The organism is Neisseria sp. 20925_1_37, from assembly GCF_041433255.1.
GTDB lineage: Bacteria > Pseudomonadota > Gammaproteobacteria > Burkholderiales > Neisseriaceae > Neisseria > Neisseria flavescens_D.
In genome coordinates this window covers 1-13,302 of the sequence record NZ_JAPWBC010000014.1, presented here as the reverse complement: position 1 = coordinate 13,302, position 13,302 = coordinate 1, and the positions used below count along the sequence as shown (strand labels likewise).

General features: G+C 48.1%; 8 protein-coding genes and 1 pseudogene. 3 read left to right on the top strand and 6 right to left on the bottom strand.

The window, feature by feature from the left end; genetic code table 11:
* Window positions 1-17: 17 nt before the first annotated feature.
* The 3 genes from putP to O3661_RS09545 form a co-directional block, all read right to left on the bottom strand.
* Complete coding sequence (gene putP / locus O3661_RS09555; protein WP_371493232.1) at window positions 18-1,544, bottom strand: sodium/proline symporter PutP; 1,527 nt, start codon at window positions 1,542-1,544, stop codon at window positions 18-20.
* A gap of 452 nt (window positions 1,545-1,996) precedes the next feature.
* Entirely contained in the window at window positions 1,997-2,791 is a 795-nt protein-coding gene (locus O3661_RS09550; protein WP_004520655.1) for a formate/nitrite transporter family protein, read from the bottom strand.
* A gap of 198 nt (window positions 2,792-2,989) precedes the next feature.
* On the bottom strand, window positions 2,990-5,203 hold the full coding sequence (locus O3661_RS09545) for a bifunctional (p)ppGpp synthetase/guanosine-3',5'-bis(diphosphate) 3'-pyrophosphohydrolase (protein WP_371493231.1): 2,214 nt from the start codon (window positions 5,201-5,203) through the stop codon (window positions 2,990-2,992).
* Window positions 5,204-5,291: 88 nt separating this feature from the next.
* Between O3661_RS09545 and grxB the strand changes: the two genes are divergently transcribed.
* Window positions 5,292-6,002 carry a glutaredoxin 2 gene (gene grxB, locus O3661_RS09540; protein ID WP_371493230.1) on the top strand — a complete coding sequence of 237 codons (711 nt, stop codon included), beginning with the start codon at window positions 5,292-5,294 and terminating at the stop codon, window positions 6,000-6,002.
* 56 nt (window positions 6,003-6,058) lie between these two features.
* On the opposite strand, the gene O3661_RS09535 is transcribed toward grxB, so the two are convergent.
* From O3661_RS09535 to O3661_RS09525, 3 genes are read right to left on the bottom strand one after another with little or no spacing between them, the layout of a single operon-like run.
* Complete coding sequence (locus O3661_RS09535) at window positions 6,059-6,577, bottom strand: membrane integrity-associated transporter subunit PqiC (protein WP_371493229.1); 519 nt, start codon at window positions 6,575-6,577, stop codon at window positions 6,059-6,061.
* Window positions 6,577-8,238 carry an intermembrane transport protein PqiB gene (pqiB, locus tag O3661_RS09530; protein ID WP_371493228.1) on the bottom strand — a complete coding sequence of 554 codons (1,662 nt, stop codon included), beginning with the start codon at window positions 8,236-8,238 and terminating at the stop codon, window positions 6,577-6,579. The genes O3661_RS09535 and pqiB overlap by 1 nt, the downstream gene beginning before the upstream one ends.
* Window positions 8,235-9,545 carry a paraquat-inducible protein A gene (locus tag O3661_RS09525; RefSeq protein ID WP_107722967.1) on the bottom strand — a complete coding sequence of 437 codons (1,311 nt, stop codon included), beginning with the start codon at window positions 9,543-9,545 and terminating at the stop codon, window positions 8,235-8,237. Before O3661_RS09525 ends, pqiB begins: the two co-directional genes overlap by 4 nt.
* 400 nt (window positions 9,546-9,945) lie before the next feature.
* Between O3661_RS09525 and O3661_RS09520 the strand changes: the two genes are divergently transcribed.
* Together O3661_RS09520 and O3661_RS09515 are read left to right on the top strand one after the other, a co-directional pair.
* Window positions 9,946-10,569: a biliverdin-producing heme oxygenase gene (locus O3661_RS09520; protein WP_371493227.1), complete on the top strand. Its 624-nt coding sequence runs from the start codon at window positions 9,946-9,948 to the stop codon at window positions 10,567-10,569.
* A gap of 173 nt (window positions 10,570-10,742) precedes the next feature.
* Window positions 10,743-13,227 (top strand): annotated as a pseudogene (locus tag O3661_RS09515) (TonB-dependent hemoglobin/transferrin/lactoferrin family receptor).
* Window positions 13,228-13,302 lie beyond the last annotated feature (75 nt).

Sequence of the window (13,302 nt, the reverse complement as noted above, 5' to 3'; positions counted from 1 at the left end):
GGCCGTCTGAAAACGTCTTATTTAGAGGCGCGGTATTCTGCGTCTGCTTTTTCAAAGCGTTCTTGCAATTCGCGTGACGGTTGTTTGTCCATCAGGGATACCAAAACAATCACGAGGGTACAAGCAATAAAGCCTGGAACGATTTCATATACGGTAGAGAAGCCTGTTTCTTGTGCAGCCAGAGCAGGTTTTTTGATCCACTCAGCCCAAACAACCACAGTCAGCGCGCCAACAATCATGCCGGAGAGTGCGCCGTAGGCAGTAATGCGTTTCCACAAAACAGACAGGATCACAACCGGACCGAATGCGGCACCAAAGCCTGCCCATGCGTAAGCTACCAAGCCCAATACTTTGCTTTCAGGATCAGAAGCAATCAGGATGGAAATCACGGCGATAGCCAATACCATTACGCGGCCAATCCATACCAATTCAGCTTGTTGGGCGTTTTTACGCAGGAAGCCTTTATAGAAGTCTTCGGTAATCGCGCTGGAGCAAACCAACAATTGGCAAGACAGGGTGGACATTACGGCGGCAAGAATCGCGCTCAAGATGATACCGGCAATCCAAGGGTTGAAGAGTAGGGTAGCCAAAGCGATGAAGATACGTTCGTGGTTGCCGTTCATTTCATCAACGTGGGCAGGGTTGGCGCCGAAGTAAGCGATACCGAAGTAGCCGACGGCCACGGCACCGGCCATACACAGAATCATCCAGGTCATACCGATACGGCGTGCAGAAACCAGAGATTTAGCGCTTTCAGCAGCCATGAAACGGGCCAAAATGTGCGGTTGGCCGAAATAGCCCAAGCCCCAAGCAGCGGTAGAGATAATGCCGATGAAAGTAGTACCGGCAAACAGGCTGCCGTATTCTTTACCGGTAGAAGCGGCAACTTGTTGGATGGCAGCGTTCATTTGATCCGCACCGCCCAAACCCAAGTACACCATTACAGGAGTCAGTACCAATGCAAAAATCATCAAAGAAGCTTGCAGCGTATCGGTCCAGCTTACGGCCAAGAAACCGCCCAAGAAGGTGTAGGCGATGGTTGCGCCGGCACCCAACCACATGGCTTGAGTGTAAGACATACCGTGGAACAGGCTTTGGAACAGGGTAGCACCGGCTACGATGCCTGAAGCACAGTAAATAGTGAAGAAGAACAAGATAATCAGTGCAGAAACCACTTTCATCAAGTGACCGCCGGCACCGAAGCGGTGAAAGAAGTAATCAGGAAGCGTCAGCGCGTTGTTGGCGTATTCGGTATGTACGCGCAGACGGCCTGCAACCAACAGCCAGTTGAGGTATGCACCCACAATCAGACCAATGGCAATCCAAGCTTCATTCAAACCGCTCAGGTAAATGGCACCTGGCAAGCCCATCAAAAGCCAACCTGACATATCGGAAGCACCGGCAGACATCGCGGTCACGAACGGACCTAAGCTGCGGCCGCCGAGAATGTAGTCGTCGAAGTTTCGTGTTGAAAAATAGGCGGCGAGGCCGATCAGTAATACGGCGACCAAATAGATCGCGAAAGTGATATACATGGGATTCATGTACTTATTCCTCATCTAACTTTTAAAACGGGTTTGAAATTGCAAGCAATTCATACCCAAACTTTTTTCTAATAAAAATACAGCTTAAAAATCCTGTTTTTTGCGAGAGAGACAGGATAAATTATTTTCAAATACAATAAAATACGAAATCTTAATGCATTAAATTGTAAATAATTTAAACCAGCATACCGCAAAAAGTTGCTTTTGCAAAGCGAAGAACTCAGCCTTTATTCGAAATTGATGCCGCCTTTTGGCTAAGTCATTTAAAAACATAAAAATATATAAATTTTTACTGATGATGACGAAGGAAAGTGTGTGAAACTATCTTTCCTGATGTTTTTGGGGGATTAAAGAGAAAAAGTAATTAAACGACTTGGACTTTCAGACGGCCCTGTGTAGAACCCCCGTATCTGTGTCGGGCAGATACGGGGTTTTTAGAAAAAAAGACTACATTAAATAGAAAAATCGTCTTTTAGTAAGTGTTTGTAAGCAAAGAGATAAGAGGCTGCGACAAAGGATGATCCGCCCAGGACGTTGCCTAAGAAAACGGGAATCATGTTGTAGAAAAATTGACCCCAGCTGACGTTTGCGCCCGCCCAAATGCCGGCCGGAATGATGAACATATTGGCAACAAAATGTTGAAAGCCGATTAATACGAAGATCATAACAGGGAACCACATGGCTAAGATTCGTCCTGAAGTATGGCGTGCGCCGAAGTAAAACCAGATGCCCATACACACCATCCAGTTACATGCGATGGCAGAAACGAATGCGCGGCCGAAGTCCATATTAACTTTAGCTTCGGCAATGGCAATGGTTTTCGCTGCGGCCGGCCCTTCAGCAAGGCCGACGTAGTGGCCGAGAAAATAGGCCATGGCAACGGCGCCTGCCAGATTGCCCAAGCTGACAATCAGCCAGTTGCGTACCAGTTTGTAGGTGCTGACACGGCCGGTCAATCTGCCCAAAGCCATAATCATCATATTGCCTGTTGCCAACTCTCCACCGCCGATTAAGATACAAATCAGCGCAATCGGGAACACGGATGCGCCCAAAAGGGCGGCCAGGCCGTTCCATTCGGCAGGAATGCCACTGATGACGCGCAGGCAGGCAAGATAGCCGAAGCCGACATAGCCACCACCTAAAAAACTCAAAATCACCAACATTTTGATGCTGAATTCAGATTTGGCGCAACTTTTGCCGATGGCATCCTGCAAAATTTCATGAGGGAACAGGTCTCGTGTATCCATGAAGTTTCCTTAAGGTTAATATAAGAATAAAAATATCTTTCTTTATCATACGGATGGCGAGTTTGCCTGAGAATATGGCGGACAGGAAATAACGGCTGATTGTAAGGATAGAAGCGTAGGTTATATATTGGCAGCCGATGTGTGAAAGGCCGTCTGAAAGCAATACTTTCAGACGGCCTTTAGATGGGGGAATGGGAATTATAAGCGCGTTACGCTTAAAACGCCTTTGATGTCGCCCAAGCTGGCTAATACGCGCGGCAGGTCATTGACTTGGCGGACTTCAAGGGTAAAGCGCATACTAGCTTCCAAATCGCGCGATTGGGTTTGCACCGCGGTAACGTTGAGTTTATGACGCGCCAGCGCATCCGAAACGTCGCGCAGCAAACCGGAGCGGTCTTGGGCGCGGATTTCAACATCGACGGCAAATACTTGTCCTTCTTGCAAAGCTGCCCAGCTTGCGTTCAACACTTTTTCCGGAGCCTGCTCGGCGAGGTGGCGGAAAGAAGGGCAGGTGCAGCGGTGGACGGAAATGCCTCGGTCGCGGGTAACAAAGCCCACAATATCGTCAGGCGGCGCGGGTTTGCAGCATTTGGCAAGCGTGGTCATCAGGCCGTCTTCGCCGTCAATCAAAATGCCGTTTTTGCCGCCTTTTTTGATTTTGGACTGCTTGACGATATTGGTTTCATCAATCGGTACAGGAGGCGGTTCATTCAGCGCGCCGCAGGCTTTGTGGATGGCGCGGTTGGAAACTTCGCCCTGACCGATGGCCGTATAGAGTTCGTCGGTTTTTTTGAAGCCGAGTTTTTCCGCCAACGCTTGCAGATTGGGTTTTGGGAAGATTTTTGACAACTGCTTGTCCAACTGGGTGCGGCCTTCTTCGCGCACGGTATCTGCATTTTGCTGGCGGATATAGGCACGGATTTTGCTGATGGCGCGGTTGGATTTGACCCAGCCTTCGTAGAGCCAGTTGACGGAAGGATTTCCCTCTTTGGCGGTAATGATTTCAACGCGTTGTCCGTTTTCCAACGGCGTTGACAGCGGTACGATTTGTCCTTCGACTTTTGCGCCGCGACAACGATCGCCCACGCTGCTGTGCAGGGCATAGGCAAAGTCGATGGGAGTAGCGCCCGTAGGCAGGGAGAGGACTTTGCCGTGCGGGGTCAAAACATAAATCGTATCGTTGAACAGCTCGGTTTTAAAGGCTGCGGCAAGGTCTTCTTTGCCGCTTTCGGCCATGTTTTCGCGCCAGTCCAAGAGTTGGCGCAACCAGGCGATTTTCTGTTCGTAGGCGGAATCGCCCTTGCCGCCTTCTTTATAACGCCAGTGGGCGGCAACACCGAATTCGTTGAATTGGTGCATGTCGAAGGTGCGGATTTGGACTTCCACGCCTTTGTCTTCCGGGCCGACGATGACGGTGTGCAAACTTTTATAGCCGTTGCCTTTCGGGTTGGCGATATAGTCGTCAAACTCGCCCGGAATCGGCTGCCAGAGGCTGTGGACAATGCCCAAGGTGGTGTAACACTCGGGAATGGTGTCCACCAAAATCCGTACGGCGCGGATGTCGAACAAACCGTCGAAAGTAAGCTTTTTCTTCACCATTTTTTTGTAAATGGAGTAGATGTGCTTCGGTCTTCCGGCAACTTCAAAATGAATATTGTATTTTTTCAGTTCCGTACGCAGGATATTGAGGAAGTTTTCGATGTATTCGAGGCGCTCGGTGCGCTTTTCGTCCAAAAGCAGGGCGATTTCGCGGTATTTTTCCGGCTCTTGATGGCGGAAGCCCAAATCTTCGAGCTGCCATTTGAGTTGCCACACGCCCAAGCGGTTGGCGAGCGGGGCAAAAATGTCGAGGGTTTCTTTGGCAACGGCGCGTTTTTCAGGATTGTCGGGAACGTTGCTTAAGAATTGGAGGGTGCGTGTGCGCATCGCCAGTTTGATCAGGACGACGCGGATGTCGGTAACCATCGCCAACAGCATTTTACGCATGGTTTCGGCTTGTTGGGCGCGCTCTTCCGGCGTGGCAAGGCTGTCCACGCGTGCGAATTGGGTCAGTTTTTGTACTTCGTCTACGCCTTTGACCAGCTCGCAAACGGTGCTGTTGCAGCGTTCGGCAACCAATTCTTGCCAAGTGGGAACGTATTTGCCAATATCGGACAAAATCGTAGCCGCCACGGCATCGGGCAAGAGGTCGAGTTCGCTGACGATTTGCATCGAGCCGAGGAAATGTTCCAGCAATGGCTCGCCGTAAGTCGTTAGTGCATCGGCGGGGTAATGTTCTTTAGCTAAGTCAAAGGCCGTCTGAATCAGGTTTTTATCGGAATCGGGTAGCGCGGCAACATAGCCGTCGAACCAAGCGAGGAGGCCTTCCAGCGTTACGCTCGATGTTTGGGGCGTTTGGCGAATAGTGGTCATGGCGTGCGTTTTTTTCTTTTTGATAAAAACGTTTCCATTGTAACAGTTTATTGCCAACAGCCCTAGATTTGTATGCGAATGTGGCACTATGTTTCAGGAAGCCTTGTTTCAGACGGCCTTGGGTGTTATGGTTAACCGTTTTGAAATTTTAAGGAGCATTTCGATGAAACTGTATATTTACGACCATTGCCCATTTTGCGTCCGTGCGCGGATGATTTTTGGCTTGCGCGATGTAGCGGTGGAAGAGGTTGTCTTGGCGAACGATGACGAAGCTACGCCGATTGGCATGATTGGCTCAAAACAAGTGCCGATTTTGCAAAAAGAAGACGGTTCGTTTATGGGCGAGAGTTTGGATATTGTCCGTTACATCGATCAAGGCCGTCTGAAAGAAGAAGTTCGTTCCGAGGTTCAGGCTTGGTTGGACAAAGTGGGCGAATACAATAACAAACTGGTACAGCCGCGCATGGTCAAAATTGGTTTGCCTGAATTTGAGACTGATGAAGCGAAAAAATACTTTATCGACAAAAAAGAGAAAAGTATCGGCAATTTCGAGACTAATCTGAACAAAACGGCGCAATATCTGGAGCGTCTGCATCAAGATTTGGCTGAGCTGGAAGCGCTGGTATGCGAAGGCGAGGGCTTGGGCGGTGAAATCAGTTTGGAAGATATCCTGACGTTCCCTATTTTGCGCAACCTGACCGTTGTGCGTGGTATCCAATGGCCGCAGAAATTGATGGATTATTTGTTGGCAATGAGCGAGCGTTCCGGCGTGGCTTTATATTTTGACCGCGCGTTGTAATGAATGTTTGAAACATGAAAAAGGCCGTCTGAAAGTTTTTCAGACGGCCTTTGGGTTTAATAGGCAATCGTTTCGGCAACCTGTGACAAACCGTTTTCCAACGATTCGAGCATGGCGGTATAGCCGTCACCTTGTTGCGGCGTGACGGCGTTAAACGGTTTACTGCGTCCGTCCGGCCATTGTGCATAACCGCTGATGGTGGTCTGCCCCTGATAGCTGCCTTGGAAGGCTTCAATATAGACTTTCAGGGTTTGGCTGCTTTGGCTGCGTGAAGCAGGCACAAAAGTGCGATGCGGATTGAGGCGGTTGAGCTTGTTGCTGAGGTTTGCCGCCAACGCGCCATCGAGCGGTGCCGCCCACAGGTGGTTTTTCGCCAGATTCACATGATAGGCATCGGTTTGGTAAACGAGGCCGCCGTTGGCAAGCGGTTCGGCAAGGTTGACTTTGACCGCGATTTCGTTGCCATGCGCAGCAGGTCGGATGTACTGGCTGTCGGGCAGAACGAAATATTGTGTGCTTTGCGCAGTACCGCAGGCGGCAAGCGTCAGGGCGGCGGCAATCGGGAAGAGGCGCATTATCGGCTTCCTTTCGGGATGGGGTCTTTGCTGCTGCTGTTGAAAATCAGCGCGTTGGGTTTTTCTTTCAAAGTATTAATCACGGGTTGAACGTCTTTTAAGGTTTTGTCCAAACTTTGCAGCGTATTTTGTACGTCGCCGTAGATAGGCGATTGAGGCGATACGCCTTGCAGGGTTTGACGCAATTCTTTCAGGGTTTGGTTCAACTCGTTAGGGATGTTTTGTGTCTGCGGTTTGCCGACTAGTTTGTCGATAGAGCTTAGGGCAGCATTGGCAGATTTGAGTGTGGACTTGAGTTCGGCAAGCGAACCGTTCAAGCCGGCAACGGTTTTATCCAATGGCAGATTGTTGAATTTGTCTAACAAGTCGGCCACTTTTGCCTGCAAATCGTCTAAACCGCCGCCTTGGGTTGCGATAACGGTATCGCCTGCATAAACGGTGTGCGGTCGCAGCTTAGGCGAGGCGGAAGGCTGATCGTTCAACTCAATCATTTTGCTGCCGGTCAGCAGGTTGTTGCTGGAGATGGTGGCGGTCAGGCCTTTATTTAAGGCCGTCTGAAATTGTTGTTTCCAATGTTCTTTACTTTGCTCGTCGGCATTGATTTCCAAACGGGAAGGCTCGATACGGATGCGTACGGGAATCCAACCGTTTTCAAACAAATGCAGGCTGTCGTTGCGGTCGAAATAAGGGACATCAGAAACTACGCCGACATTCAGACCTTTGTATTCGACGGGCGAACCGGCAGTCAGACCGCGTACGGATTGTTTGAAAAATGCAGTGTAATACAGCGAGCGGTCGTCAGGCAGGTTGGCCACTTCGCTGCGGCTGTCATAAAGCGTGAAGCTGTCCTCGCTTTTGACGTTTTTGCTGTCGTTTGTTTTGGGCGAATCAAACGAAATCGCACCGGACAGCAGGGCAGGCAGAGGGGCGGAATTGAGTTTGACACCGCTGCCTGTGGTTTCGATATTAATGCCGCTTTCCAGCCAAAAACGGCTGGCGGAATTAATCAGTTTGTCGTTGGGGCTTTGGATGAAGATGGTGTAATGCACACTTTGGTCGGACGGGTCGAAATGCGCGCTTTCTATTTGGCCGACCATAAAGTTTTCATATAAAACCGGGCTGCTGGCATTGAGGATGCGGTCGTTTTTGCCGACTAAATTCAGGCGCAGGCCGCTTTTACCGATGGCGGCAATCGGCGGAATGTCTTGGACGACAAATACATCTTTGACTTCTTGGCTTTTCCCAGGAGTGAATGAAATGTATGAGCCGGAAAGCAAGGTTCCCAAGCCGGTAACGCCGCTTTGATCGATACGCGGTTTGACCACCCAAAATTGGGTATCGCTGCGGATAAGGTCTTTGGCATCGGCGCTGAGCTGGGCAGTAACTTCTACGCCTTTTTGGTCGTCGCGCAATTTGATGCGGGTAACGTGTCCGACATCGACGTTCAATACCTTAATAATGGTGTTGTTGACCTCGATGCCTTCCGCGCTGTCCATCAACAGCGTAACGACAGGGCCGCGGTTGCGGATGTCTTTAACCAAAAGCCAGCCGCCGGCAATCAACGCAATCAGCGGAATCAGCCACACGATAGATGTGAAGACATTGGTTTTCTTGACACGCGCCGAGGCGTGATAATTGGGTGAAGAATCGTGTTTTTTCATTGTGTTAAGGTCTGGTCAGAATCAAGGCCGTCTGAAAGCTGCTGTTGCTTGTCCCAAATCAGACGGGGATCGAAATAATAGGCCGAAAGCATGGTCAAAATAACGACCAGGCAGAAGTATATCGCTGCACCACCCGGCACGACGCGCGCCATATTGGTGTGGAACGAACTCATCAAAATAATAATCACAAAAATATCAATCATCGACCAGCGGCCGATGGATTCGGTAATCCGATACAAAACCGACATTTTGTCCGCACTCATCACGGGTTTGAAGTATGCGGAATAAATCAAAACCGCCATCGCAATAATCTTCAAAACCGGCACCATAATACTGGCACTAAAGATAATCACAGCAATCAAGCGGTCGCCGTCGTTCCACATATAAACAATGCCGTTAAAAATCGTATTGATCTCCAAAGCCGTCGGATTGGACGAAATCATAATCGGCAGGATGTTGGCAGGGAAATACAGGATAAACGCTGCCATTAAAAACGCCAGCGAAATGCTCAGACTTTTCGGGCGGCGGCGGTATAAGTCTGCACCGCATACGCCGCAAGGTTGCTCGTCTTTATTGCGGAAATACAGGCAGCGGCTGCAACAGATTTTGTCTTCAGTGGCCGTCTGAACCGCATGGCCGCCGGTTAAACGGTGAATCTTATAATAAACCCAATGCTGCGGAATCGATACCGAAGTCCGAATCAGCATGACCGACAACGGAAACATCAGGTAAAACGCTGAGCCGAACTCTACTGTAGCAACGGACGAGAGCTTGATATACGCCACCAAAGTGGAAATAAAAAACACATCCACCATAATCCAATGGCGCAGCCGCACCAATACGCGCGTTGCAAAGCGCAGCGCAGGGTAGGCCTTTTCGCGTATCAAAGCCGTATAAACATAAAGGCAGAGCAGTAAAAACAGTAAAGGCGCGCCGAAGGTGAGGATAAACATCACTTCCGCCAGAAAACCATAATCCAGCGAAATCAAAAGCCGCATCATTTGCGGCAACGACAAAATCGAAGTCACGCCGAACAAATCGACGCGGATATATACCATATTGTACGCGAACGCCATCAGAATCAAGGTTGTCAGCGCATAGGCGATCGGCGCGATATACGGATTGTTTTCCACCTCCACAATTTCATGGTTGCATACCGGACAATGTGCTTCCTGCCCCTGACGCAGGCGCGGAATATCCATACGGCAGCCGCAATCCGGGCATTCCACCGTATGTGCAGGCAGCGTCGCATCAGGAAGATAAGACTTGTAGCGCCACCAGCGATGGTAGGCAGGAATCCGTTTCATGGTTCGGCAGGGGATAAAGAAGGTGCAAAGAGTGTCGCATTATAAAGGAAAACAGCAGGATAACCCAAATTTAGGTCGATATTTGATTGAATGGCGACTGCTTAATAAGGTTTGGGTCGTCTGAAAAGTTTGAAAAGACTTCAGAAGGTTATTACTATAGGTTGTTAAATTTCGTTAATAAATCTTGTTTCAGTTTATTATTATATTAAAAATAATATATATTCTCATTTATTAAAAATATGATGAGTCTTGTAGATTTGTGGAAGGTGCGTAGTCAACGAACCTGAAGCAGGTTAAAAGTTATCTTCTTTGTTTTTAAAACGATTCTTTTCAAATTAGACGGATTTTTAACCATAAAGGCCGTCTGAAACTATTAGTCTTTTAATTCAAAGGAAACATCATGAGTGAAACCCAAGAGCTGACTTTTGCCAAACGCTTGAAAGAGCAAACCACGACAACGCACGACAGCGTTGATAACTTGGTTATGTCCGTTCAGCCTTTTTCCAGCAAAGAAAACTACATCAAATTCTTGAAACTTCAATCTGTTTTCCATAAGGCCGTCGACCACATCTATAAAGATGCCGAATTAAACAAAGCCATTCCAGAGCTTGAATACATGGCGCGTTACGATGCCGTGACTCAAGACTTGAAAGACTTGGGTGAAGAGCCTTACAAATTTGACAAAGAATTGCCACACGAAACCGGCAATAAAGCCATCGGCTGGCTGTCTTGCGCCGAAGGTTCTAATTTGGGCGCGGCATTCTTGTTCAAACACGCTCAAAAACTCGAATACACCGGCGAATTCGGCGCACGCCACCTAGCTCCTCATCCGAACGGCCGCGGCAAACACTGGCGTGCTTTTGTCGAGCATCTGAACGCTTTGAACTTGACTCCGGAAGCTGAAGCGGAAGCCATTCAAGGCGCACGCGAAGCTTTTGAATTCTATAAAGTGATTCTGCGCGAAACCTTCGGTCTGCCGGAAGGTGCGGAAGCGCCTGAAGGTATGACGCCGCACAGACTCTAAAAATAATTAAATCAAACAGACAAGGTCTCGGCGTAGATGTTTGCAGGGGCCTTTAATTACACAACAAAGTTTTGTTTGAACGGGTTGCTGTCTTATTAATCATTAATGATTATCAGAAATTTTTTATGTATTAACTGATGGATGAACAATCCATTACATCTTGAGTTGATAATATGAAACCATTACAAATGCTCCCTATTGCCGCGCTGGTCGGTAGTATTTTTGGCAATCCAGTATTAGCAGCAGATGAAGCTGCAACTGAAACCACACCCGTTAAAGCAGAGATAAAAGAAGTCCGCGTTAAAGGTCAGCGCAATGCAGCTACCACTGTGGAACGAGTAAATGCTAGAACTATTCAAGAACAAATGATTCGGGATACACGCGATTTGGTGCGTTACTCTTCTGATGTTGGTGTTTCTGATGATGGTCATCGCATGAAAGGCTTTGCCATGCGCGGTGTGGAAGATAACCGTGTAGGTATCAGTATTGACGGTGTGGCATTGCCTAGCTCGGAAGAAAATTCACTCTATGCGCGTTATGGCAACTTTAACAATTCTCGCCTAAGTATCGATACTGAGATGGTTAAAGGTGTAGATATTACGAAAGGTGCAGATTCATTCGAAAGTGGCAGCGGTTCTTTAGGTGGTAATGTTGAACTACCGCACACTTGATGCACGAGATATTGTTTTGCCTGAACAAAATTTCGGCGCACTTCTACGCAGCGGTTACGCAAGTAAAAATAGAGAGTGGGTGAATACCGTAGGCTTCGGCTATGTGGGCAATGTTTTTGATGCAGTGGTTTTGTATTCTCGCCGACACGGGCACGAAATGAAAAGCAGGGGCGGTGATATCGTTGATTTTGTAGGTTTTGATGAATTGGATAAACAGGATAAGGCAGAGCGTGGCTCAGCACGTATTCATCCTGATCCATCCAAACACAATAACCATAGTTATTTGGTGAAATTAGGCTGGCAGCCGGCTGACTCCCACCGTTTCGGTTTTTCTGTTAACGGACAAAATAACAGTAATTACACTCATGAAAAGACTTACTCTCTAACAAGTTATTGGAGGGGGGCAGACGATGTGCAGAAACGCACCAATATTAACCTAAACCACGAGTGGACCCCTACCTCTTCCATTCTTGCTTTGCTACGTACGGACTTGGACTATCAGAAGACCCGCAATGGAGCGATAAACTATAAAGGCGATATGGTTCGTACCGGAGATTGGCGCACAGGTTATCAGTATCACAACGGTTTTATGGCTGATAGAGACGAGCGGAATATGGATACCAAATACAAGCGCATTACCTTCCGTTTGGACAGCCAGCCTTTTTCACTGTGGAAAGGTGAACACAGATTATCGTTTAAGACTTTTGCCAGTCGCCGCGACTTTGAAAATGTAAATGATGATTTAGAATTTAATTCAACAGGCAATATAACACGCCGTAAACACTACACTATTATGCGTCCTATGAAGACGGATCAAATCGGTTTTTCATTGCAGGATAAAATCGCTTTTGGCGACAAGTTATCTGTGAATGCAGGCGTGCGCTACGACCATGAGAAGGTAAAACCGCAGGCTTTCAAGCCTGATACGCCTTGTAAGGAGAGCTGTATTAACGACGGCAATCCATCCGCAAGAAGTTTTAATACATGGAACGGCGTTTTAGGTTTGGACTACCGCTTAAATGACACTTGGCGTGCTGCTTACCAAATTAATACGGGGCATCGCGTGCCGACAGCATCGGAAATGTATTTTACTTATACCAGCAGGTATGGCAACTGGATAGCGAATCCGTCGCTGAAAGCCGAACGCAGCCTGAATCAAACATTGTCGCTGCATGGTAAAAACGACAAGGGGTCTTTGGATTTCAGCCTGTATCAAACCCGTTACCGTAATTTCCTATTTGAAGAAGAACATACCTTCCAAGCTTCCAATCCATTTGCTGGTGATTGGTATGCTTGTTATACGGATCCGACCTATTGCGGTGCTACGCTTACCCAAATCGGTCAGCAAATGGTTAATATCGATAAAGCAAGGGTGAGGGGCATTGAATTTAAAGGCGAGATGAACCTACATCAAGTAATGCCCGTGCCGGAAGGTTTCAAATTATCCGGCGCATTGGGTTACAGCAAAGGCAAATTGTCCGGCGATCGCGGCAGTATGCTGTCCATCCAGCCGCTGAAGTTGGTGCTTGGATTCAATTATGAGTCTCCTGATGAGCGTTGGGGTATTTTCTCCCGTGTCAGCTATATGGGCAGGAAAAAAGCCAAAGATGCCCAAGTAATTGAACAAAAGAGCTATTGCACAAGCTATAAGCTCGATCCTTGGACAGGTGAGGAAACAGATGATTGTGCTGTTGCCTTGCAGTATCGTGACGATAAAATCGACTTCCGTTGGTTGAATAAAGCGGCAACTGTTGTGGATGTATTCGGCTACTACAAACCGGTAAAACGTATGACTTTACGGGCAGGTGTTTATAATCTGTTTAACCGGAAATACCATATATGGGATAGCTTGCGTGGCATTAATCCGAGATCGACTATTAACTCTTTAAGTGTAAGCCCTGAGAACGCTAAATCAGCAGCTCAGGGTCTGGAACGCTACTACGCCCCAGGCCGCAATTACGCTGTATCGCTGGAATGGAAATTCTAAGCAGTTAACGGATAGCTAAAGGCCGTCTGAAAGTTTTGATGACTTTCAGACGGCCTTTTTTATTTAAAACGAAAT